Origin of the sequence: Marimonas lutisalis, from assembly GCF_005434965.1 — a bacterium.
Classification (GTDB): domain Bacteria; phylum Pseudomonadota; class Alphaproteobacteria; order Rhodobacterales; family Rhodobacteraceae; genus Marimonas_A; species Marimonas_A lutisalis.
In genome coordinates, this window is record NZ_SKCI01000002.1 from 1 (window position 1) to 21,549 (window position 21,549).

Sequence of the window (21,549 nt, forward strand, 5' to 3'; positions counted from 1 at the left end):
CGTGTCGCCATCGTCTGTGCCGATGAAATAGTCATCCTCGGTCGAAGTGGTGTTGCTGAAGCTGGTCAGCGGAATATCGACGCCCGGCGCAAATGCCCCCGACGTGATCGCGCCGATATCGGTAATGCCGGTTTCAAGCGCGTTGAATTCGGCCACCGTGGTCGGAATGGTCAGCGGGTCGCCGCCGATGTTGAAATAATGATCAAGGCCCGTGGTGTTGTCCAGAATGGCCAGCATGTAGTGCGTGCCTTCCGAGGTGGTGATATACCCCAGCTGCACTTCAATATCTTCGGGCGTTTCAGTGCCGTTCAGGAACGATGTCACCGGGTCCGTTTCCGGTGTCAGCTCGATATAAGGCAGCGGATCGAGCGGATCAGGGTCCGGTACGACAACGGAATAATTGATAACGGCAGGATCGCTTGTGAACGCCAGATCAAGCGTGGCCGGTCCAACAGAGGTGACATTGTCGAATTCATCACGCGCAACTGTGATGCCGGTAATGGTATAAGTTGTCATGGTGTCCCCAATTTCAATTTCTTCGTTCAAACTGCTTTGCAGCCGTACCCCAAGCGGTACCATACCGAATTCATGTGACAAACACCGCCCAGTTCACTTTTTCTCAAGTGACTGTCCGGAATACGAAAAAACCCTTCAGAAGATGAAATCTTCAGCCCCCAGATCACCCGGTGCGACCCCTTCCAGCAGGATCGAACTGCTGCCACCGGTGATGATCAGAAGATCGGCGCCTTGCTGCGTGGCGGCCGCCTCGACATCCACGAAACTGTTCATCGTCGAAAGGCCGGAGAAGTCTATCCTTTCGAGATCATTCGTCGCCTCGAAGTCGGTGATCACGTCGTCCCCGTGACCATCGGCAAAGACGAAGGTATCGTCGTTCTGATTGCCCTGAATGGTATCATCGTCTTCGCCGCCGATAAGCAGGTCGTTGCCGCGACCGCCCAGCATCAGGTCCTTGCCCGTGCCGCCATCGATCGTGTCATCGTCGCGCCCGCCGCGCATGTTGTCATGGCCGCGTCGCCCGATCAGCAGGTCATTGCCATCGTCGCCGTTCATCCGGTCGCGGCCCTTGCCGGCGTCAAGTTCGTCGTTGCCGGCGCCTGCCTCCATCGTGTCGCGCCCCTTGCGAGCGCGGATGCGGTCATCGCCATCACCGGTGAAGATCGCATTGTCGGTCAGGTCGGTGCTGATGAAATCGTCGAAGGCCGTGCCGATCACACCTTCGACATCGACCACCCTGCCGGGATCCAGTTCGTTGAACGAATCGCCCGCGGCGGCCCGCGCGGTTCCGGCAGGGTTCAGGAAATCGACCCGCGCGCTTTCTGTTGCATCTGCATAGCTGACGTAGTCAAACCCGTCGCCTCCGCTCAGGTTGTCAGCTCCGAGGCCACCCGTCAGCGTGTCATCTCCGCCGCCGCCCAAGAGCGTGTCGTTGCCCGCGCCCCCGTCCAGCTGGTCGTTGTCGCCTTCGCCCGACAGGCTGTCATCGCCGTCATTGCCAAGAACCGTATCGTCGCCCGCTCCGGCGGCGTATGTGTCGTTTCCCGCCAGAAGATCGATCGAGTCGGCACCCGATGTCCCGACGAGATTGTCTGCGCCCGTGGTCGGCGTCTCCCCATCCGGTATGCCAATTGCAATCAATGCCGCCGCGTCACTGAATGTTTCCGGGGCAATTCCAATCAGCTTAACCGACGCGCCATTCGGGAAGATCAGAACAACACTGCCCGACCCATCGTCGCTTACGGTGACGTCCGACACGTCGATCGGGTTTCCCGTCGCATCGGTCAAACCCGACACGTCCAGCCGGTCCTGCCCGGTATAGGTCCCGTCGTTGTTGTCGATCGGACCCTCGAAAAAACTTACAACATCATCCCCATCGCCGTCGGCAATAACGACCGTGTCAACTTCGCCATCATTGGCGCCCACTTCGATCTGGTCGGCGCCCGTGCCGCCGCTCACCGTGTCTGCGCCGCTCGACGTCACGAGCGAGTCATCGCCGTCCCCGCCCAGGACCAAGTCACTGTCGAAGCCCGAATAGATGGTATCATTGCCGCCGTTGGCTTCGATCGTGTCGGACCCGTAATTCCCGATGATAACCTCTGCTCCAGACGAGCCGACAACACTGTCATTGCCGGTGCCCATCTGGAATTCCTCGATCTCCGAGAAGGTCGTGATCGAGACACCATCGCTCAGCGTGCCCGCCTCGGGCGCGGTGAAAAGAATGGTGATGTCATCGCTGATCGTCGAGAAATTGACGCGGTCGCCCTGACTGTCTTCTCCCGTCTCGCCGCCGATCAGCACATCGTTCTGCAGCGCGACATCAAGGAAGAACTCGTCGTCTCCCGATCCGCCATCGATCGTGTCGTCGCCGGTGCCCGCGTCGATGCTGTCATCTCCGTCACCCGCAAGCACGCTATCGTCGTTCGAGCCATCGGAATGATCGTTGGCGTCTATCAGGTCCCCTTCCGGATCGCCGACATAGCTCAGATTGATGAGGTCATCGCCCAGCGTGCCCTCGACAACATACTGAAATGCCATATCGCTTTCCTTCGCGAATCTTGCGCCCACCCTCCTGTTACTCGCTACCGAAAAAATCGTGCCCACACTAAGCGATACGGCCGAGAAATCAAAAGGAAGCCAACGAAACACTCTTTTTCTTTGTAAGCGACGCTTCAGAACACGAAATCCGTGGGCGCCAGATCATCCAGCGCAAGCCACTCCAGCAAGATCGAGCTGCCAGGCCCGGTCACGATGCGAAGATGCGCGCCCTCCTGGCTGGCTGTCGCGATCACATCGGCAAATTCGCCGATGCCCGTCACTCCGGACAGGTCGATCCGCTCGCCGGGAATGTCCGGCTCGAAATCCTGCAACACGTCATGTCCGTGGCCATCGGCAAAGACGAACAGGTCGGCGCCTGCATCGCCAGACAGGCGGTCATCGCCTTCGCCGCCGATCAGGGTGTCCCGGCCGCGCCCACCGATCATGATGTCGTTCTTCGTGCCACCGTCGAGCATATCGTTGCCCTTGCCGCCGCGCAGGTTGTCATGCCCGCGCCGGCCTTCCAGCCGGTCATCGCCGTCCTGGCCTTCGATCCGGTCGCGGCCCTTGCCGCCATTGAACCGGTCATCGCCATCCCCGCCAAAAAGCTTGTCCCGGTCCGAGCGTCCCAGCATCACGTCGCCGCCTACGCCACCCCAGAACCAGTTCGCCTGGTGATCGCCCGACAGCACATCGCCGAAGGCGGTGCCGATGATACTCTCGATGGAAATCAGCGTATCGTCCTGCACCTCGCCCTCGTTCCTCGACGGGTCCAGCAGGTTGAGTTTCACCGCCTCGGAAAACTCCTCGAATGAAATCGCATCGCGGTTTTCATCGCCGTCATAGATATCGGCCCCGCGCGACGCGACGAAGATATCAAGGCCGATATCGCCTGCCAGCCGGTCATCGCCAGGCGTGCCGTAGTGCATATAGGTCGCCTGCGGATCGACCGGCGGTTTCGAGACCATCACGTGGCCCAGGTCGATCCGGATGCGGGCGCCCACCTCGGCCACGTCCAGATCGGATCCGTCATGCGATACCAGCACCACCGATTGCGTGCCGAACACGATCTCGAGCCGCCGGCCATTCGGGTTGAACGCAAGCTGGCCCAGGTCATACAGCATGAACCACCCCGACAGGTCGAGCCAGTCCTCGGCCACGTTGAAATCGTCCACCCGGCTGCTCTGCGCCCAGCCGACGACGAAACGGTCGGCGCCGTCATCGCCGCGCAGCCTGTCCTCGATCCCGCCGGCAATCACGATGTCATCGCCAACGCCACCGATCAGCGTGTTCGCCCCGCCCGGGCCACCCCACAGCACGTCGTCGCCCGCAGTGCCCTGCACGGTCGCGTTGTCCGTGCCGCCCTGGCGCATTTCGCCCGTTTGGCCCAGGTCGAGCTGCAACTCGGCCAGCCCCTCTTCGGCCTCGCTGCCGGCAAACACATGCAGGGTGTTGCCCTGCACCGCCGCGGCCAGGCCGCCGATATTGTCCAGCGGCAGGTCCAACCGGTCTGCCATGCTCAGGTGATGCAGCAGCCTGCCATTCGGCAACAGCTCCAACAGGCTCAGCCCGTCATCGCGGCCCGCGGCGAGCACGAAAACCCGCTCCCCGGCGGTGACCACGGCCATTTCGGTGATCTGTTCAAACCGCGTATTGCGCCCGTCCAGAACGTGATCGCGCGCCACCAGCGCGCCGTCCGCCTGCAGCTCGACCACGCTGATCGAGCTGCTGCCCGGTGCGGCGACCAGCACATACTGCACCCCGCCCAGTTCGACACTGCGCAGGATGTCGGGCCGCGCCAGGCCCAGCCCCTGTTCCGGGCCGGCGACATCCACGGCGCTCAGCGCGCCGCTGGCCTCCATCACGTAGGACCGCACCGCGCCTTCGGCGACATCCGCCACCAGAACCACCGGCGTGCCGCCCACCATGACCGTCTCAAAAGCGCCCGCCGCGCCATCCAGCGTGACGGTCTGCACATGACTTGCCAGCGGCCAGTTATCCAGCCGCTGCACGGTGAACCCCTGTTGCCCGTATTGCGCGGTGATCAGCAGCGTTGCCCCGCTCTCCAGCGTCACCGCCGCCGCCTCGGTCATCGCCGTGGTCAGGCCCGACGCGGGCACGAAAAACACCTGCTGCCCGATCCCGCCGTCGGGCTCGATGGTGTAAGAGGCAAGGTTTTCGCGCGAAGCGCCCATCGAAAATGCCACCGGTCCGGCGCCGGTGTCGATCAGTTCGATCGCGTCGGGCGGCAGGCTTCCGCCGGCAATGGCCTGAAAATCGAAAGGTCCCGCAGGGGCGCCGGAGTCAAGCACGGTAAAGGTGCTAACACTGCCTAAAACACGCTCTGTTGCCAGCAGGACCCACTGCGTGCCGAACAGCCGCAGGTCCAGATCGCTGACCCCGGTAAAGGGCAGTGCCTGCGCCTGCGCAAACACCCGGACAGTTCCCAATTCCACCACGACGCGGCCTCATCTTCCCATGGCTTCGCACGCGGAAGGATGACCGCAGAACCGCGGTTGCCAACGGTATGGCATTGGGACAATTTCTTGGCTCTCGCCGACAATTTTGCACGTGTTTTACCCGCCACGCCTGCCCGACATTGACCATTGCCGCCTCAGCGCGTTAGCTCGGAACAGACGCCCAGCGCCACCGCCCGCGGAAGGACCACAGCAAATGCCGCCCGAGCCCAGACCCGATCAGCCGATCATCGCGCCCCTGGGGGCCGACGGTCTGCTCGTGCGGTTCTCGGCCCGGCTCGAAGATACGGCCAACCGCGCGGTCCTGGCCTTTGCCGGCGCGCTCGATGCCGATCCGCCGGCGGGCGTGGCCGAAATCTCCACCGCGCTGGCCTCGGTCTATGTCCGCTTCATCCCCGGTGAAACGCACCGCGCCACCCTGGCGGAGGAACTTGAAAAACGTCTTGCCGCGCGCGACTGGACGGCGCCGGGCGATACCGGCAAATCCCGCCACTGGCATATCCCCACCGCCTTTGGCGGCGATCACGGCCCGCAGCTTGCCGAAACCGCCGCGCTTCTCGACATGCGCGAGGATCAGGCCGTGGCCGATCTGGTCGCCCATCCCGTGCGGGTGCTGGCCATCGGCTTTGCCCCCGGGCAGCCCTATCTCGGCATGCTGCCCGAACGGTGGGATATTCCCCGCCTGCAGGAAATCACACCCTCGATCCCGGCCTGCGCGCTGGTCGTCGCGGTGCGGCAGCTGATCGTCTTTACCGCCAGCACGCCCACCGGCTGGCGCCATATCGGGCAGACCGCGTTCCGGAACTTCCGCGCCGATGCCGATCAGCCCTTTCCGCTGCTGCCGGGTGACGTGCTGCATTTCGCCCCCGTCTCGGCCGAGGAATTCGACCGCATCCAGCGCTCGGATACCGATGGCTCGGGCGGCGCGCGTCTGGTGGTGAAGCCATGACCGGCACGCTGACCATCCACCGCGCCGGCCCGTCGATGTCGGTGCAGGACCTGGGCCGCAACGGCACGCTGCGGCTGGGCCTGTCGCGCGGCGGCGCCGCCGACCGCCTCGCCCTGGCCGAGGCCGCGGCGCTTCTGGGCCAGCGCGAACAGCAGGCGGCCATCGAAATGGCGGGCATGGGCGGGCGCTTCTCGGTGGATCAGCCCACCCGCATCGCGCTGACCGGCGCGCCGATGCGCGCCACGGTCGACGGCGAAACGCTGGCCTGGAATGCCTCGCACCTGCTCATGCCCGGGGCGCTGCTCGATATCGGGCCGGCCACCGCGGGCGTTTACGGCTACCTGTCGCTGGCCGGCGGGCTTGATACGCCGGTGGTGCTGGGCAGCCGCTCGGCCCACCTGACAACCGGGCTGGGCCACCGCCTGACCGATGGCGAAACCCTGCCGTTTGCCCCCGATGCGCACCCGGCCGATCCGCCGATGATCCTGGCGTCCGACAATCGCTTCTCAGGCGGCGATATCCGCATCATGGAAGGCCCGCAAACCAGTCTCTATTCCAGCGCTATTCGCGAAAGGTTTGCCGCCACCACCTTCCATCGCTCGACCCATGGCAACCGCCAGGGCGTGAAGCTCGATTTCGAAGGCGAACCGTTCCAGGCCGAGGGCCAGCTTGGTATCGTCTCCGATGTCATCATCCCCGGCGATATCCAGATGACCGGCGATGGCATCCCCTTCGTACTGCTGCCCGAATGCCAGACCATCGGCGGCTATCCCCGCATGGGCGCGGTCATCCCCGCCGATCTGCCGCGCGTGGCCCAGGCCGCCCCGGGCGCACCGCTGCGCTTTCACTTCGTTACCGCCGACCAGGCCGAGGCCAGTTTCGAAACCCCCGCCGCGATGCTCAGGCGCCTGCGCGCCCAGGTCCAGCCGCGCATCCGCAACCCGCATGACATCGCCGACCTGCTCAGCTATCAACTGATCAGCGGCGCCACCGCGGGCGACGATCTTGAAGGAGAATGACATGGTCACCACCGTCGATCTGAACTCGGACATGGGCGAAGGGTATGGCCCGTGGAAAATGGGCGATGACGCGGCGCTTCTCGATATCGTCACCTCGGCCAATATCGCCTGCGGCATGCACGCAGGCGATCCGCACGTGATGGCGCGCACCATGAAAATGGCGCTGGACAAGGGCGTGGGCATCGGCGCGCATCCCGGTTTCGACGATCTGCACGGCTTTGGCCGTCACCGCCTGAAACGCACGCCAGAGGAACTGACCAACCTCGTCACCTATCAGCTGGGCGCGGCCCAGGCGATGGCGCGCGCGATGGGCGGACAGGTGCGGCACCTGAAACTCCACGGCGCGCTGGCCAACATGTGTTCCGAAGATCTGGACATGGCGCGCACCTGCTACAGCGCCGCGCTGGCCGTCGATCCCGATATAGTCGTCATGGTGCTGGCCGGCACCCAGCAGCAGCGCGCGATGGAGGAGCTGGGCGGCACATGGGCCGGTGAAATCTTTGCCGACCGCGCCTATAACGACGACGCAACGCTTGTCGACCGCTCGTTGCCCGGCGCCGTGCTGCACGATGCCGCCACGGCCGCGCCGCGCATCCTGAAAATGTTGCAAGAGGACGCGATCATCGCCGAATCCGGCAAGCGCATCCCGGCCCGGATCAACACGATCTGCCTGCATTCCGACACGCCCGAAGCGGTCGAGATGGCGCGCGAGCTGCGCCGCCTGCTAACCGAGGCCGGCGTGACCCTCGAAAAACTCTGACGGCGCGTTCCATTTGCCGCACACCCCCCGCGTTGCTAGCCTCTCCGCAAAGCCAGGGGAGGAAAGATGATGGCGAAACTTACCGGAAAACGCGTCTGGATCACCGGTGGCGGCACCGGCATCGGCGAGGCATCGGCCCTCGCCCTGGCGCAATCTGGGGCCGAGGTCTTCGTTTCGGGCCGCCGGATGGAGCCACTGCAGGCCGTGGTCGACAAGATCACCGCACAGGGCGGCACCGCCCATGCGCTGCCGCTTGACGTCACCGATGCCGACGCGGTGCAGGCCGCCGCGGATGAGATCGGGCAGGTCGATATCCTCGTCGCCTCTGCCGGGCTCAACATTCCCACCCGTGCGCTCGATACGGTCTCGGCGAAAGATTGGGAATTCGTCGTCGATGTGAACCTCAACGGCGTGTTCTATCCGTGCCACGCGCTCCTGCCGGGCATGCGCGAACGCGGCGATGGCCAGCTGATCCTGATCTCGTCCTGGGCCGGGCGCTACGGCTCACGCATGACGGGCGCGGCCTACAACACCACGAAACGCGCCCTGATCGCGCTGAACGAATCGATCAACGACGAATCCGGCGCCTTCGGCATCCGCTCGACCGTCATCATGCCCGGCGAGGTGGTGACACCGATCCTCGACAAACGGCCCAAGCCGGTCAGCGATGACCAAAAAGCCCGCATGCTCCAGGCCGAGGACCTGGGCGAAACCGTGCGCTTTGTCGCCGAAATGCCGCCCCGCGCCTGCATCAACGAAGTTCTGATTTCCCCCACCTGGAACCGCTTCTACCAGGGGCTCGACTAGGGCCCAGGCGTCACCAACGCGCCCTCGGGCCAATGCGCGCCAGGGGCGGCAAGTCCCAGAACCTCCTCCAGCATCCCGGTATAGCTCTCCGGATGCGTCAGGTAGGGAAAATGCGTGCCCGTCTCAAAGCGAAACGCACGGGCAGGGCGCAGCGCCGCACGCACGGCCTCGCGCATTTCCGGCGTGATCAGGTGGTCATCGCCGCTTTCGACGGTGAAAATCCGGTCCGGTGAAAGGCTCTGCTCCGGTAGGGGCAGCGCATGTTTCAACGCCTTCAGCCGCGCGCGCATCTCGTCCTCGGGAATGCGTCCTTCGACCTCACGCACCAGCAGTGCCGCCAGTTCTCCGACCACCCCCGGCGCATCGCGCAGCGCCGCAAGGCCGTTCAGGAACCCGGCGCGCAGATCGTCGATCGGCACGGCGTCCAGATCCAGCGCATAGGGCGGTACCGTCCCAATCCCCTGGACCGACGCGAGCGTATTCGCCGCGACCAGCCCGCCGAAGACCTGGGGAAATTCCGCCACCGCCCGCTGCGCCACGTAACCGCCAAGGGATGAGCCCAGCAGCACCGCGTTCTCCATGCCCTCGTCGCGGGCAAAACCGGCCACATCCGCGGCCCAGTCCTCAAGCGTACCGCTGCCCGGATAGCTCAGCGCCACCACCCGCGCCCGCCCGGCCAGCGCCCGGGTCTGGTGAAAAAAGATATCCGCCCGCCCCAGCGTGCCCGGCAGCAGGATCAGCGCCGGGCCATCTTCGCCCGTGCGGATCATGCCCCAGTGCCGCCCGCCGCGCGGTCTCGGCTCTTCGGCGTGCTCCTGCGTGAATGCCTCGCGTTTCTCGATCAGCGTCTGCATCATCGCCCTCTCCCCGGTTGGCCCAAAGCATAGACCACCACCGCGCGTCCGCCACGCTCGGACTTCCGGCTTTTCTGGAAACGTGGTGCCGCTGAAGGGACTCGAACCCCCGACCCCATCATTACGAATTGTTTGGCGGTTTCGTTGGACCGTGTTGCACGAGGCCGCGCCGCATCTCCTAGGACCGTACAATGCGTTGTTAAGAAACGCAATTTCTAACTCGCCGCCTTGCACAGTCCCGCACCCGTTCGTCGCCCGTTGTACCCCGCTCCCCTACTAATCCCCTACAGATTTTGTTTTGACCTACTAATTGCGCGCCACCGCGTTCGTTAGGGTGCCTAGCCCTGCTCCCGCTGGGCAAAGCCCACCACCTCGCCCCAAGCACGGCGGCAACAGGCTCGGACCGGGTATGCGCGCCGCCAGATTACGCGCGCCATGGCGGCTATCGAATTGCGTTCGCATGGCTGGCCGATCCGCGAGGACGATGGCCGTCCCATCAAGAATGCTCCGCAGAATATTCGTTTCGCGTTGGCGGTGTTGGGTGTCGATGCCCAGCGCAACACGTTTACGCAATCCGACGAGTTCCGTGGCTACGGGTTGGATGGGCGCGACCTCAACGACATCGTCGAGATTCTTTCCAGTACTTTCCGGCGCGAGTTGGATTTTGCGGCCTCTCCGCCTGCGATAAAGCGGGAGCTTTTGGCTGTTGCCCATGAACAAAAGTACCACCCGGTGCACGACTACCTCGACGGACTTACGTGGGACGGCACGCCGCGCATCGACACATGGCTGGCTGACTACTGCGGTGCCGATAATACGGAGTTGAACCGTGAATTCGGCAGCAAGGTCCTGATCGCAGGCGTGCGTCGCATCAAACAACCCGGCGTGAAGTTCGACACGATGCTCGTGCTGGAGGGGCCGCAGGGTGCTGGCAAGTCGCAAGTGGCACAGCGACTCGCGGTGCGCGAAGAATGGTTCTGTGGAAGCCTCTATCTTAAGAGCGACGACCAGACCAAAGCCGAAATGCTGGCGCGCGCGTGGATTGTCGAGTGTCAGGAACTCGATGGGTTGAACAAGACGACCCAGCAGAATCTTAAGCGGTTCCTGAGCACGGCCACCGACTCATACCGTCGCGCGTATGCGCGGGATGCAAGCGAGTATCGTCGTCACTGCATTATCCTCGGCACCACCAACGAGGGCAGCTATCTGCATGACCTTACAGGCAACCGTCGGATTTGGCCGGTACTGGTAGGGGAGATCGACCTGGCTCGCTTTAGCGTTGATGTGGATCAGCTGTGGGCCGAGGCCGTGGTACGGGAAGCGGCGGGTGAGTCCATCACGTTGTCGCCGCACCTTTGGGCTGCTGCTGCCGAGTTGCAAGCACAGCGCATGGTCGAGGACGCCTATGCGGACGTCTTGGAGGATGCGTTTGCCGAGACCAAGGGGCGCGTCGCCATGGACAGCGTAAAGCTCCTGCTCGGCATCGACACGGCGCGTATGTCACCGATGGACACGCGGCGGATCAAGGCGGTAATGGCCGGGCTCGGGTGGGACTATGGCACCCATCGGCTGCACGACCTCGGACGGCGCGAGAAAGCCCAGCGCAAGAGGTTCGCCCGGGGCAGCACCGAGGAGCGGAAAGTGGAATACCTCGCTCGGCGTATCGAGGGTGGAATTGTCGTGATCTCGCGCGTCGATGCACGTCCCGACAGAGACCTGACGGCGGACGCGGCTATGAAGCAGTTTCACGTCCGTTTGTCGGACGGCTCTCTTGTTTCGGGAGCACGCGCGTTCGTGGCTCTTTGGGAAACTCTGCCGAAGTGGAGATGGGACGCGCGCTTTGCCCGCTTGCCTGGTGTATTGCCCCTGCTCGAGGTGGGCTACAGACTATTTCTGCCGATCCGACCTTGGCTCTCGGGAGCGGCCAGCCGCTTGGGTGCCCGCACGGTAAATCGCGTCCTATGACCGGCCGTACCAATTTGCAACCCGAAACGCTTGACACTGCTCGTCCGCGCCCCATGGTCACCACCGCCCGGCAAGCGGCGGATTGCTCTCGCTGTGCCATCTGGTCTTCAAGCTCATTCCGTCTGTGCAGTGGCGGTTCTGTAGATGATTTTTGCCATGTAAATTTGGCATGAGGCGTAGTCTCGGCACCCTGTCATGGACATTGCCACCAAGAAAAGCCTCTTAGGGAAGGTGTCCGACAAGTTCTAACCAGTCTCCACAGGGACAATATGCCTGTCCTCGATGGCTGTACGATAGGCCAGTTTCATCAGCTTGAAATTTATCCGGGAGTAAAGGCTGCGCTGCGAGTTGAACAGGTTATAGATTGAGGCGTGGACAGAAGCGAATTTCTGCAAACTACGTTTAAAAAAAAAGCGCAGCATGGCAGGTTCCAGTCATCGAAAAGTGAGATGTGACTTCCCTGCGCGATTGTTTAAGCGGATGACCTCAGGGCTGTTTTTGAAGCACTTGACAGGAAAAAAGTGGCCATGGCGGAAAGCTACTAAACCGACTGCCGCCCCTAGCCGAGCCGGCATCCTCAGAAATTACCTTTCTGCCCTAGGCAATTCAGGACTGCCATGTTCCACTTAGCCGATTGAATATGTGGTGTAAGATCTCTGCAAAGCTACTCAATCAGGGCTTTAACAATGCGCGAATCGAGCAAGGCATCAATTCTTCCAACGGAGACCAAAGAGCAGGTTTCTGGTGTGCGCCTGACATCAATCTGTCTTGATACCGCCTATCCTGCCCTTCCAACGCCCCTGCAAACATCAAGCGGATCATTGGAGGTCGCCCCGCTTATCACAATTCAGGTGCTGACGGATTGCGGGATTGTGGGGGAAAGCTATCTGTTTTCGCCAAATCAGACGCTTTTGCCTGCGCTCAGCGAGGCGATCAAAGCGGTTTTTCAAGTGGTTCAAAATGATCCTTGTCTACCAGAAACCATCACCGACAAAGTGCTTCAGCATTTCACTCTTTTTGGCGGTACCGGCATCGTCACTATGGCAATGGCCGCTATAGATATGGCTGTCTGGGATGTGGTCGGAAAAGCAGTTGGTAAGCCCCTCTATCGCGTTCTCGGCGGGGCGTCGCCAGAGGTCACAACTTATGAAAGCTCTGGGCTAGGCATAGGTGATCCGAACACAATCAGGCAGCAGGCCGAGAGTTTCCTGGAAGACGGCAATACGATCATGAAACTTCGCCTTGGCTATGACGCTCTGACAGATGACATGCAGGTGCTCGAGATGCTCACGAGTGCTTTTGGCTCCTCTGTTCAGTTTTTGGTTGACTACAATCAAGGGCTTACGCCACGCGAGGCCGCAACAAGGTGCAAAGAAATCGACACGTTTGGCTTGCTTTGGATCGAAGAACCGGTCCGCGCCGATCTGCTTGAAGAGACGGCCTATCTGAAAGCCGAGCTGCAAACACCCGTCCAGATCGGCGAAAACCTGTGGTCGCTAGCGGAAGTGGAACGCGCCTTGCGGTTGTCCGCTAGCACATATCTTATGCCCGATGTTGGCAAGATCGGCGGGGTTACGCAGTGGCTAAGAGCAGCAACGCTTGCCGATCAATACGGGGTTAAGATTTCTTCCCACCTTTACCCCGAAATCAGCGGCCACCTATTGGCGGCTATTCCGAATGCGCATTTCGTTGAATATGCCGATTGGACCGCCAACCAGTTTTCCGGCCACACAAGGCCCTCAGACAACCGTCTGAAGGTGTCGGATCAACCTGGATTTGGTCTTTCTGCGTAACAGTTTTCATGCTGAACCGCATTAACCAAACAAGACGACGGGGACTCCGAAACTAGGGGTCCAAAACATTTTCAGCTTTCGTCAGTGGGCGCGGTCAGATGCTGGCGGAACAATTCGAACCAGTCTCAGGTTGAACAGTGTATCTGTTATTTATTCCGCACAGAAACTCCTCATTATCAAGCATTTGCGGTTGCCTGTGAGATTGTCATTAGTTGTTCGTTCTGAGTAACTGACTCGCTCGGTTGGCGCCTTAGCGGTTGCCCCCCGATCGGATCGGCCGCATTCGCACAGGCAGTGACCTTTGAGCAGGTGTAGCGAACGATGGGAAAGTCCACCAACTGGTCATGGCCGCGTTTTTCACCGATTTCTGCTGAAAAAACCTACAAAAACTGATCTTCCCCCACTGAAGTGGTCCGCCGTTATGTTTAGGAAAACGGAGGACCCTTCTGCGTCGGCGAACGGTGTTGCCAGCTTGGGCTCTCCTTTGGGTTGAATGTCGGATTGGGCTAAAATCGACCGTTTTTGCCCAGCTGGCCGAAAGCCGCCACTGGAACAAGCGCAGCGAAAGCTCACTTAGTCCCGCAGACCAGACGTTCGGACAAACTGCAGCGAACGGCGGCTCTGAGCTCAGAGCAGCTCCCAAGCGAAACGTTGGGGCCGGCGCCGGCGCTTCCACTTTTCAAGTGTCTCCAAAGTGTTTCAGAGCTGCCCTCGCAACCTGATCGCCCCATTCCTGCACGAAATGCCCGGCCTCTTCCAAAACCATTGGCTCCGGGCAACCTCTTATTACTTCGCGAAGCTTGCTCATAACCGGAACGCCCAAAACTGGGTCCTGCGCACCGATCGCCATGAAACTTTCTCCCTCCCATTCAGTTTGCCAGAAATTTCGAGCGCGCTTTGCCGTTTCGATGCCTTCCATCCCCGGCTCAATCATCACCATTTGGGGAAAACGACGGACACCAGCTTTGTACCGTTGATCCGGAAACGGAGCTTCATAGGCAAGTGCTTCTGGCTCACTCAAATGCGGACAGGCCCGCTTCATCAGCGCACTACAATCCATGTCCGGCCGGCTCGCCACATAATCTCTCCAGGCTTGAAAGCCGTCCCCCACGCTCTCTCCGATCGGAATTGCGGTGTTCATTACAACTAACCGGGTAAACCGATCGCGCAGATCCATTGGCAAGGTTAGCCCTAAAATGCCGCCCCAGTCCTGAACCACCAGCGTGATGTTTTGCAGGTCGAGCCTCTCGATGAACGCAAGCATCATGTCGCGATGAAAATCAAAACTGTAGATCTCGTCATCGACCGGTTTGTCGGACCTCCCGAACCCCAGCCAGTCCGGAACGACGACCCGCGCGCCAGAGTTCTCAAAAACGGGGATCATGTGTCGATAAAGATATGCCCAGGTCGGCTCTCCAGGCAGGCACAGGAATGTTTGTTGGGCGCCATCCGGGACTTGATCCACATAGTGCACGCGAAGGCCCTCATAGCCTTTGAGGTCTTCGACATAATTCGGTTCAAAAGCGTAGCCGGGTAGCTTTTCGAAGCGCTCGTCCGGAGTTCTCAGTACATCCATGAAGCCCTCCTTTGCGCCGATAGCTGTTAGGATATCATGCCTGACAGGGGTCCATCTGGCAATCGACCGGCGTTCAATGATCTATTCTTCCCGCAATTCAGCCGCTTAATCAGACTGTAGCGAACGACGGCTTCGAGCCCAATGTGCCGGATGCTGCGGGATGCACGAATGTCTGGTTTTCAAGCCGGCTGAGCGGTGTAAAGCTCAAGTCCAATTTGACATTGTTTAGGACGTGATGGCACCGTCGCTTCAAATCGATCCGTTCAGCAACAGGGTCTCACATAATGACAGCTTTCGTAATCGGACAGATGCAGATCCACAGTCGAGACTGGATGGACGAGTATTTTACGAAGATTCCCGAAGTTGTCGCGCGACATCGCGGCCAGTTTCTGGTGAGAGGCGGCGATCCCGAGAGTATGGAGGGCAGCAATGCGCTTCCAGACGCCGCCTTCATCATTGAATTTCCAGACCGCAGTATGGCGAAAGACTTCTGGGCATCGAAAGAGTTTCAGGCGCTTGCGGCCTTGCGCCGAACGGGATCGACGTTGAACGCGATCTTGGTCGACAAGCTGGCATAAAGGTTATCGGAATGGCTGCTTCCCTCAATCCATACCACGGCGAACCTAAGATACAGGCACTTCAAAAAGCTAGAGATAAGCAGGTAGCCGAACTTTCAGACCTGCCTGGCGCGGTGACTCATGCCCGCACTTTTTCGAGCGACGATCCCGCAGCGTTAGGCTGGGACTACTTGCGAAGGGTCATGTCCGACGAGGGAATGGTGACATTGCGAGGTGCCGACACGGCGACCATCGAAAGAGCGAAAACTGAACTGGGCAGCTTTGATCCCAAATTACATGTGTGGGACCTGTTCATGGCAAACGCGCAGACCATTCGGGACGTCTGCGGGAAAACTGTTAACGTCGCGCTTTCCGAGGACCTGACGCGTGTGGGTGACAAAGAGTTGACGCAGCACAAGGCCCGCGAAGTCCAAACTTTCCTCGCGGATCAAGGGGTCTCCCCGTTCTCGACGGATGCCCTGCTCGGCAAGCTGTTTCCGGCACGATTGATTGCCTTGCAGAACGCCAAAGCGAAAATTGTCGCCGCCGGTTTCGCAGCCATGACCCACAATCGCCACAGCCCATTCTACAAATCGGCGTGGGTCGGCCTTATCGCAGTCGATCCTGCACTGCGCGGTCTCGGGCTTGGAAAATACATGGATGCTCTCTGCAACCTCGTTGCCGTTGATGAACTCGGCGCGACATCGACAATGGAATTTGTCGCACAAGACAATGCACCGTCGCGGGCCATGCTGGAAAGCTGTGGGTTGAGACAGGTTGAAGGCAAGTCCGTGGTGATGTTTTCAACCTCTTCCGACCGCATCACACGCTAGTCGTCGGCCTTCAGTAGAAAGAGGACACTATGCCAGCATTTATATCATTTCGTTCGGTGGTTGATCCTGCGGATTGCGATTTCCTCGGCCATATGAACGTTTCAAGGTATTTCGCAGCCTGCTCAGACGGTGTTTTTGCAATCCAATCAGAAATGGGACTTACAGCTTCGGACATGCGCAAGGGTCGGAGGCTATCGTTCGCCGTTGTTAATGCGCAAAGCGATTTCCTCGCGGAGCTGTATGCGGGGGATGCCATCCGCTTGGAAACGACGATCATCGAAATGGGAACGAAATTGATAACTTTTAGGCACCGTTTGATACGAGCGGAGAACGACATGCTGGCCTTCGAGACTGTCTTCAAATGCGTGTTGCTGAACCTTGAAAAGCGGAGCTCAAGCGAAATCCCAGCCGAAGTGCGCGCGAAAGCATCCCATTGGATAGAAGGCTCGTAATGTCACATTAATTTTCAACGCACCGCACGAAGCGCGAAACCAGTCATTCGTGTCAGCGCAGCGAATTGGCGCTTTGTCGGCAAAGCGGTCACTCGAACCGATAGCAGCAAACGTGAGCTCTGAGCCCAAGGCGGACTTTGGTCAACCACGCAGCACCTGTCATGATCGGCGGAAAGTGTGAATTCGCTGCGCGTGCGAGCCAACCAAGCCGCCTAATAAAAAGCAGCCAGTCGATTTGACCAGTTTCAGAGACCCGATCTGCAATGCCGCATGGCTGCTTCTTAGCTCGATGTGCAGAATGCTGCGCTCAAAGCGAGCTTCCGGTTGTCGGTGTGGTCAGATGGGCGCGCGACAAACTGGGATTTGTTGTTTATGGTTGGGCGTCACATTGGCTAATTCGCGAGACAAATCAGCGTGGCTCGGAAGATGACGCCCCGGTAAGAGAAGTTCATAATCATGTTTCGAAACGCACGCCCAGCCGACGCAGATCGCTGCTACGAAATTGAAATCTCTGCTTACGAAGGCGACGAAGCGGCGACGCAGGCCAAGATATTGAAACGGATCGAGACCTACCCCGAGGGATTCCTGATCCTCGAATTGGACCGCGAGATTGTCGGCTTTATCAATTGCGGATGCGCCCATGAGGTCGAGATGTCAGATGAAGACTTCAAGGAACTCATCGGCCACGACCCAAATGCACCGAATGTTGTTATCATGTCTGTCGTCGTGGATCCCGTGCAGCAAGGTAAGAGGTATTCAAGAGCGCTGATGAACGAGTTCGTGGAACGGATGCGACAGATGGGCAAGGCGACGATCTATCTAATGTGCAAAGAGCATCATGTGCCGCTCTATGAGAAGTTCGGGTATCAATATTTGAGACCGTCAGCCTCCGACCATGGCGGAATGACGTGGCACGAAATGAGCATGCAACTTTGAACCACGTTGTGTCGTGCCCCCGTCAAGCGGACACTCGAACTTTCACAGGTAACGACGGCTCAAAGCCCGAAGCGGACACTTGTGCGCCCTTCAGCGATCATTGACCAATCAAGGCTTAGAAAACCGATCAGGAAAGGTTCGGCCACCTGACTGTTGGTTTGGAAACGAGGCGCGAAATCTTATCAAGAGCCAGTTTGAAACGCCGAGACAATGATTTTCGGAACCTGAACGTCCGGACTGGCAAGGACTGTGTAATAGTGTCTCCAAGCCCGTTCGAGCGAAACATCTTGGCGAGTGAGTTCCCAATTGACAGTCACAAGACTGACATGGTCGCCTTGGCTTTGAACATCTACCGCCCTGAGCGACGCGTTATGAGCTTCTCCTGCGCGGAACGCATCAAGGCGAGACTGGTTGAATGACCGGATTTCTTCTTGTGATGCATACAGTTTCAGATCGCCTTCATTTGACACCATGAAACAGGGAACGTTGAAGTAGCCATCGAGTGCGGTAAGCGGCTCCGACCCACGGATTACCGCTTCCCAAGTCTCACGATAATCTTCGATTAGCTTCCTTGATGAAAGCACCTGCGCGCCCCCTGTAGCAACATCGGTCACAGCGCATTCTAGCTGACAGTTAGAAAGTGCACATCAAGCGCGCATGTGTCTTGATATCATCAATCACTAATTACTGGTAGGAATATCTATAACGTTGAGCATTGGCATCATTTCGTAGCCTCCGCGCTTTAACGCCTATGCCTCAATCTTAGCTCATTTGGGCACGCCGAATTGAGCAATCTCTTGAGGGGAGGGTTCGAAGTAATGTCTTATGAATTCATAAATTTGAGTGTCAAAAACGGCGTTGGCTGGTATCGCTTCAACCGCGCACCGAGGAACTCGGTTGACTGGGATATGTTGTATGAGCTGGCACCGGCATTTCACAGCCTGCTCAAGAATGAAGATGTCAGCGTCATCGTTCTGGCTAGTGCTATTCCCGGGTACTTTAGCACCGGTGCCGATCTCTCCACCTTCGAGAATATCGATGACGGGCACATGAAGGCTTGGGTAGACGAGACACACAAACTCGCGAACCTGATCCGATCTTCGGAGAAGCCGGTGCTGGCGGCAATCGAAGGAATTGCGGTCGGAGGCGGTTTGGAAATGTCACTACATGCAGATCTACGATTTGCAACCAGCAAAACCCAGCTTGGCCAGCCTGAAATCAACATAGCTTTCATTCCACCTGTCGCTGGCACGCAAGGGTTGGTTCGCCTGGTTGGGCGCAGCCAGGCATTCAAGATCCTCTACGGGGGTGAAACGCTGAGTGCTGAAGAGGCGTTGTCCATTGGACTGGTTGATTTTGTTTTCTCCGAGGAGCAACTAGAAAATGAGGTTCAGCGATATGGCGAAATGCTGGCAGCTAAGCCTGCGAACGCACTGGCCGCAATCAGACGCTGTTTGGTTGAAGGCGGAGCGGTGTCATTTTCCGAAGGTCTGGAAATCGAAGAAGCAGAAGCTGTCGCTCTCGCTGATCATCCCAACTTCCGAGAAGGGGTTAAAGCATTTCTGTCGAAGCGCAAACCGAATTGGATTTGAAAAGCTACAATCAGGGTGGCTTGCCAACACTAGAGACCACATAGGTAATGGACCGTTTGGTCCGCGAAGCGGTTACTCGGAAAGGCCGCAGCTAACAGCGGCTTCGAGCCCAAAGTGAAGGTGAGTGTGGCACCCAAAAAGCAGCTATCTACTCGTTCCAGCCAATCCAAAAAGAGCGAGTTGAAAACTTCAGGGCGCTCCCAAGCCAAACCGTGTCCAGCCGCGTCAAGATCCGCCAGGGTAGCGCGGGTGAACTGCGGTAGTAGGTCGACTGCATCCAAGTATCCGGACATACTGTCCTGCCGTCCCGCGAGGATGAGACTTGGGCCATCAAATGTTGTCGTCTCACCGTCGACATGAAACGAGAAGTCAAATGCACTGTTGATGCGAGAGTCCTGTTTCGGGTCCCATAAGGCTCTCGCGGGATATTTGCTGCGACGGGCTTTCTCAAGGATGTCTCGCCGTTGCACTACATAGAAGTTATCGAAGCGTTCAGCTTCTTCATCCGTCATATCGTCCCGAATAGACCGGTCGACGTCCAGCACCGAATGTGCAGGCAGTCTAGCAGGGTCGCTGACAATACTGAGGCAGGATTGGCAGAACCTGAGCCGAGCGGCTCGACTGTTTCCACCGTGTCAGCTTAGTCCGCAACTGAGACATTGGCGTACACCCGAGCGAACGGCAGCTTTCGTGCTAATGCTGCAGCCGTACAAGCATGTCTGCATTGGGCATCAAAGCAGACACTCGACATCAGCCAAGCGAGTGTCTTCTGATTAAGAATCTGATTTTGTTGAAGAACTGGTGCCGCGGATGGGACTCGAACCCCCGACCCCATCATTACGAATTTTGCCGTCCATGAGTTGGACATGACCGGACAGGTCAGCCTGAAGTCGCACAACTCAATATAAACAAATCACTATTCTAAGTGGCGCTCTTGGCCGACGCCGGACCAAGCCAGAGAACGTTTGACGTACATTCCCTACTAATCCCCTACTATTTGGCAAACGCGACTATGGATTGCACCTAGCCAGCTCGAACACCCGTATAGGGAACTACAACGACTTGTAGTGGGCCTGAGATCTGAAGTTAGTCATTGGACAGCAGGATTTGCACTTTCCCATCTGGTTGCGCCAACGCCTGCGGTAACCTCTCAAGCGCATGTTCCAGCGGTAGCTCAGCCGATACATGCGTCGTCCACCGCCCATCCCTAAACCGGTTCTGCACCTCGCCAAAGACCCGCAGCTTTCGGAGGAAGGACGTCTTGCTGGCCCAGGCTGTGGTCCAAAACCCCTCTACCGATTTATTTCGAAAAATCATCTCGCTTGGGTCGAGGATTTCGGCAGGTGACGTATCTAGCTTGCCGTAAATGATCCATCGTGCATCGTCGCCCATCGCCTTATGCACCCGCGCGCTTTCGCTCCCCGCAACGGCGTCGAGAAAGATCATCGGTTTTTCCGTCGCCAGAACTCTCTCCAGTTCTTCAGCATAGTCGGGAGCTGTTTCGTTCAAAACGTGCGCCGCGCCAAGTGCCTTCAATACCTTGACCGGCTCCTCACGCCTCACCAAAGCGATCATTTTCTTGCCCTGATCACACGCCATTCCAGCTACGAACTTGCCAAGCTGGCTCGCTGCGGCAGAAAACACGAAAGCGTCGCCTGCGCCCACCAGTTCCAGCATCGCTGCCGCCGTGACCGGGTTGACGATCAGTCCTGCCGCATCACGATCGGGCACACCTTTTTTCAGCGGCAGCGCTACTGCTGCCTGGGTCACCGCGTACTCGGCCCATGCGCCAGAACCGTCCGGTGTCACGTAGAACGCAACGTCGCGCCCCTTTAACAATCGCCCCATAAGCCCCGGCCCGGATTCCACCACCGTACCGACACCTTCAAAACCCGCAGGTTGGCCCTGCACTCTTGCCTGACCATAAAATCCCTGAACAAAAGCAATGTCTGATGGGTTAATCGCCGCTCTTCGCACTTTGATAAGAACCTGACCTGGCCCCGGAACCGGGCGCGGTAGGCTACCCAATTCCAGGTAATCGGCCGGTCGATCCAGCTGATTGCCAACAAATCCTTCCTTGTCGGCAATCCGGCCCTGCCGGAGCAGTAGTCCGCGCATCTCTGTCGGCATATTATCATTCCCCTTGTCTAAAGCCTCAGTCGGAGGCCAAGCGCGAATTGTCGAGGGAAGCGTCGTGCATCAGGCAACAAAAAGATAGTCCAGTTCGCGCAGGGCCAACGCCAGAACTATCCGGACGGATAGCCCGCCATGTCAATTTGCCCAAGTCAGACGCCGAAGAAGAGCGGAAGTCCATTTGATACGTCTCAATGAAGTCAGGATCGACATAATCGATTATTCAATTGCAAAGACTTCTTGGAAATAGGCACATGATGATCCGTTATATTGCTCTATGCATTGCGCTCCTC

General features: G+C 59.0%; 18 protein-coding genes and 2 pseudogenes. 11 read left to right on the forward strand and 9 right to left on the reverse strand.

Annotation, left to right across the window (positions count from 1 at the left end; genetic code table 11):
* From E0501_RS08095 to E0501_RS08105, 3 genes and pseudogenes are all read right to left on the reverse strand, one after another.
* Positions 1 to 516, reverse strand: a pseudogene (locus tag E0501_RS08095) (calcium-binding protein); the annotation flags it as partial.
* 135 nt (positions 517 to 651) lie between these two features.
* Positions 652 to 2,553, reverse strand: a complete 1,902-nt coding sequence (locus tag E0501_RS08100; protein ID WP_137700888.1) for a calcium-binding protein — start codon at positions 2,551 to 2,553, stop codon at positions 652 to 654.
* A gap of 134 nt (positions 2,554 to 2,687) precedes the next feature.
* Positions 2,688 to 5,012 (reverse strand): calcium-binding protein, encoded by a 2,325-nt coding sequence (locus E0501_RS08105; protein WP_137700889.1) that lies wholly within the window; start codon positions 5,010 to 5,012, stop codon positions 2,688 to 2,690.
* A 214-nt stretch (positions 5,013 to 5,226) separates the two neighbouring features.
* On the opposite strand from E0501_RS08105, the gene E0501_RS08110 reads away from it, so the two are divergent.
* The 4 genes from E0501_RS08110 to E0501_RS08125 all read left to right on the forward strand — a co-directional run bounded on the left by E0501_RS08110 (position 5,227) and on the right by E0501_RS08125 (position 8,565).
* On the forward strand, positions 5,227 to 5,979 hold the full coding sequence (locus E0501_RS08110; protein WP_137700890.1) for a 5-oxoprolinase subunit B family protein: 753 nt from the start codon (positions 5,227 to 5,229) through the stop codon (positions 5,977 to 5,979).
* A complete protein-coding gene (locus E0501_RS08115) occupies positions 5,976 to 6,998 on the forward strand; it encodes a 5-oxoprolinase subunit C family protein (protein WP_137700891.1) in 1,023 nt (340 codons plus the stop codon). Before E0501_RS08110 ends, E0501_RS08115 begins: the two co-directional genes overlap by 4 nt.
* 1 nt (position 6,999) lies before the next feature.
* On the forward strand, positions 7,000 to 7,758 hold the full coding sequence (locus tag E0501_RS08120) for a LamB/YcsF family protein (RefSeq protein ID WP_137700892.1): 759 nt from the start codon (positions 7,000 to 7,002) through the stop codon (positions 7,756 to 7,758).
* 69 nt (positions 7,759 to 7,827) lie between these two features.
* The gene (locus tag E0501_RS08125) at positions 7,828 to 8,565 is read left to right on the forward strand and encodes an SDR family oxidoreductase (protein ID WP_137700893.1); all 738 of its coding nucleotides are present in this window, start codon (positions 7,828 to 7,830) and stop codon (positions 8,563 to 8,565) included.
* Here the strand turns inward: E0501_RS08125 and E0501_RS08130 are convergent.
* Complete coding sequence (locus tag E0501_RS08130) at positions 8,562 to 9,422, reverse strand: alpha/beta fold hydrolase (protein WP_137700894.1); 861 nt, start codon at positions 9,420 to 9,422, stop codon at positions 8,562 to 8,564. The genes E0501_RS08125 and E0501_RS08130 overlap by 4 nt on opposite strands.
* 432 nt (positions 9,423 to 9,854) lie before the next feature.
* On the opposite strand from E0501_RS08130, the gene E0501_RS08135 reads away from it, so the two are divergent.
* A complete protein-coding gene (locus E0501_RS08135) occupies positions 9,855 to 11,384 on the forward strand; it encodes a VapE domain-containing protein (protein WP_137700895.1) in 1,530 nt (509 codons plus the stop codon).
* A gap of 245 nt (positions 11,385 to 11,629) precedes the next feature.
* On the opposite strand, the pseudogene E0501_RS21510 reads toward E0501_RS08135, so the two are convergent.
* Positions 11,630 to 11,860, reverse strand: a pseudogene (locus tag E0501_RS21510) (hypothetical protein); the annotation flags it as partial.
* Positions 11,861 to 12,070: 210 nt separating this feature from the next.
* On the opposite strand from E0501_RS21510, the gene E0501_RS08140 reads away from it, so the two are divergent.
* Positions 12,071 to 13,177: an enolase C-terminal domain-like protein gene (locus E0501_RS08140; protein WP_137700896.1), complete on the forward strand. Its 1,107-nt coding sequence runs from the start codon at positions 12,071 to 12,073 to the stop codon at positions 13,175 to 13,177.
* 679 nt (positions 13,178 to 13,856) lie between these two features.
* Here the strand turns inward: E0501_RS08140 and E0501_RS08145 are convergent.
* Complete coding sequence (locus tag E0501_RS08145; RefSeq protein ID WP_137700897.1) at positions 13,857 to 14,753, reverse strand: haloalkane dehalogenase; 897 nt, start codon at positions 14,751 to 14,753, stop codon at positions 13,857 to 13,859.
* A 284-nt stretch (positions 14,754 to 15,037) separates the two neighbouring features.
* Between E0501_RS08145 and E0501_RS08150 the strand changes: the two genes are divergently transcribed.
* The 4 genes from E0501_RS08150 to E0501_RS08165 all read left to right on the forward strand — a co-directional run bounded on the left by E0501_RS08150 (position 15,038) and on the right by E0501_RS08165 (position 17,531).
* On the forward strand, positions 15,038 to 15,331 hold the full coding sequence (locus tag E0501_RS08150) for a DUF1330 domain-containing protein (protein ID WP_137700898.1): 294 nt from the start codon (positions 15,038 to 15,040) through the stop codon (positions 15,329 to 15,331).
* Positions 15,332 to 15,342: 11 nt separating this feature from the next.
* The gene (locus E0501_RS08155) at positions 15,343 to 16,143 is read left to right on the forward strand and encodes a GNAT family N-acetyltransferase (protein WP_137700899.1); all 801 of its coding nucleotides are present in this window, start codon (positions 15,343 to 15,345) and stop codon (positions 16,141 to 16,143) included.
* 29 nt (positions 16,144 to 16,172) lie between these two features.
* Positions 16,173 to 16,595: an acyl-CoA thioesterase gene (locus E0501_RS08160; RefSeq protein WP_137700900.1), complete on the forward strand. Its 423-nt coding sequence runs from the start codon at positions 16,173 to 16,175 to the stop codon at positions 16,593 to 16,595.
* Positions 16,596 to 17,051: 456 nt separating this feature from the next.
* Positions 17,052 to 17,531 carry a GNAT family N-acetyltransferase gene (locus tag E0501_RS08165; RefSeq protein WP_137700901.1) on the forward strand — a complete coding sequence of 160 codons (480 nt, stop codon included), beginning with the start codon at positions 17,052 to 17,054 and terminating at the stop codon, positions 17,529 to 17,531.
* Positions 17,532 to 17,713: 182 nt separating this feature from the next.
* Here the strand turns inward: E0501_RS08165 and E0501_RS08170 are convergent, their stop codons facing one another.
* Complete coding sequence (locus tag E0501_RS08170; protein WP_137700902.1) at positions 17,714 to 18,145, reverse strand: hypothetical protein; 432 nt, start codon at positions 18,143 to 18,145, stop codon at positions 17,714 to 17,716.
* A 204-nt stretch (positions 18,146 to 18,349) separates the two neighbouring features.
* On the opposite strand from E0501_RS08170, the gene E0501_RS08175 reads away from it, so the two are divergent.
* Entirely contained in the window at positions 18,350 to 19,123 is a 774-nt protein-coding gene (locus E0501_RS08175) for an enoyl-CoA hydratase/isomerase family protein (RefSeq protein ID WP_137700903.1), read from the forward strand.
* Between the two features lie 29 nt (positions 19,124 to 19,152).
* Here E0501_RS08175 and E0501_RS08180 read toward each other — a convergent pair whose 3' ends face one another.
* Both E0501_RS08180 and E0501_RS08185 read right to left on the reverse strand, forming a co-directional pair.
* Positions 19,153 to 19,668 carry an alpha/beta fold hydrolase gene (locus E0501_RS08180; RefSeq protein WP_137700904.1) on the reverse strand — a complete coding sequence of 172 codons (516 nt, stop codon included), beginning with the start codon at positions 19,666 to 19,668 and terminating at the stop codon, positions 19,153 to 19,155.
* Positions 19,669 to 20,209: 541 nt separating this feature from the next.
* The gene (locus E0501_RS08185; RefSeq protein ID WP_137700905.1) at positions 20,210 to 21,253 is read right to left on the reverse strand and encodes an alcohol dehydrogenase catalytic domain-containing protein; all 1,044 of its coding nucleotides are present in this window, start codon (positions 21,251 to 21,253) and stop codon (positions 20,210 to 20,212) included.
* Positions 21,254 to 21,549 lie beyond the last annotated feature (296 nt).

What these genes read in the sequence shown, in the direction of transcription:
- E0501_RS08100 (WP_137700888.1), bottom strand. Translation starts at nt 2,553, where the DNA reads ATGGCATTTCAGTATGTTGTCGAGGGCACGCTGGGCGATGACCTCATC.
- E0501_RS08110 (WP_137700890.1), top strand. Translation starts at nt 5,227, where the DNA reads ATGCCGCCCGAGCCCAGACCCGATCAGCCGATCATCGCGCCCCTGGGG.
- E0501_RS08115 (WP_137700891.1), top strand. Translation starts at nt 5,976, where the DNA reads ATGACCGGCACGCTGACCATCCACCGCGCCGGCCCGTCGATGTCGGTG.
- E0501_RS08120 (WP_137700892.1), top strand. Translation starts at nt 7,000, where the DNA reads ATGGTCACCACCGTCGATCTGAACTCGGACATGGGCGAAGGGTATGGC.
- E0501_RS08125 (WP_137700893.1), top strand. Translation starts at nt 7,828, where the DNA reads ATGGCGAAACTTACCGGAAAACGCGTCTGGATCACCGGTGGCGGCACC.
- E0501_RS08130 (WP_137700894.1), bottom strand. Translation starts at nt 9,422, where the DNA reads ATGATGCAGACGCTGATCGAGAAACGCGAGGCATTCACGCAGGAGCAC.
- E0501_RS08135 (WP_137700895.1), top strand. Translation starts at nt 9,855, where the DNA reads ATGGCGGCTATCGAATTGCGTTCGCATGGCTGGCCGATCCGCGAGGAC.
- E0501_RS08140 (WP_137700896.1), top strand. Translation starts at nt 12,071, where the DNA reads ATGCGCGAATCGAGCAAGGCATCAATTCTTCCAACGGAGACCAAAGAG.
- E0501_RS08145 (WP_137700897.1), bottom strand. Translation starts at nt 14,753, where the DNA reads ATGGATGTACTGAGAACTCCGGACGAGCGCTTCGAAAAGCTACCCGGC.
- E0501_RS08150 (WP_137700898.1), top strand. Translation starts at nt 15,038, where the DNA reads ATGACAGCTTTCGTAATCGGACAGATGCAGATCCACAGTCGAGACTGG.
- E0501_RS08155 (WP_137700899.1), top strand. Translation starts at nt 15,343, where the DNA reads ATGGCTGCTTCCCTCAATCCATACCACGGCGAACCTAAGATACAGGCA.
- E0501_RS08160 (WP_137700900.1), top strand. Translation starts at nt 16,173, where the DNA reads ATGCCAGCATTTATATCATTTCGTTCGGTGGTTGATCCTGCGGATTGC.
- E0501_RS08165 (WP_137700901.1), top strand. Translation starts at nt 17,052, where the DNA reads ATGTTTCGAAACGCACGCCCAGCCGACGCAGATCGCTGCTACGAAATT.
- E0501_RS08175 (WP_137700903.1), top strand. Translation starts at nt 18,350, where the DNA reads ATGTCTTATGAATTCATAAATTTGAGTGTCAAAAACGGCGTTGGCTGG.
- E0501_RS08185 (WP_137700905.1), bottom strand. Translation starts at nt 21,253, where the DNA reads ATGCCGACAGAGATGCGCGGACTACTGCTCCGGCAGGGCCGGATTGCC.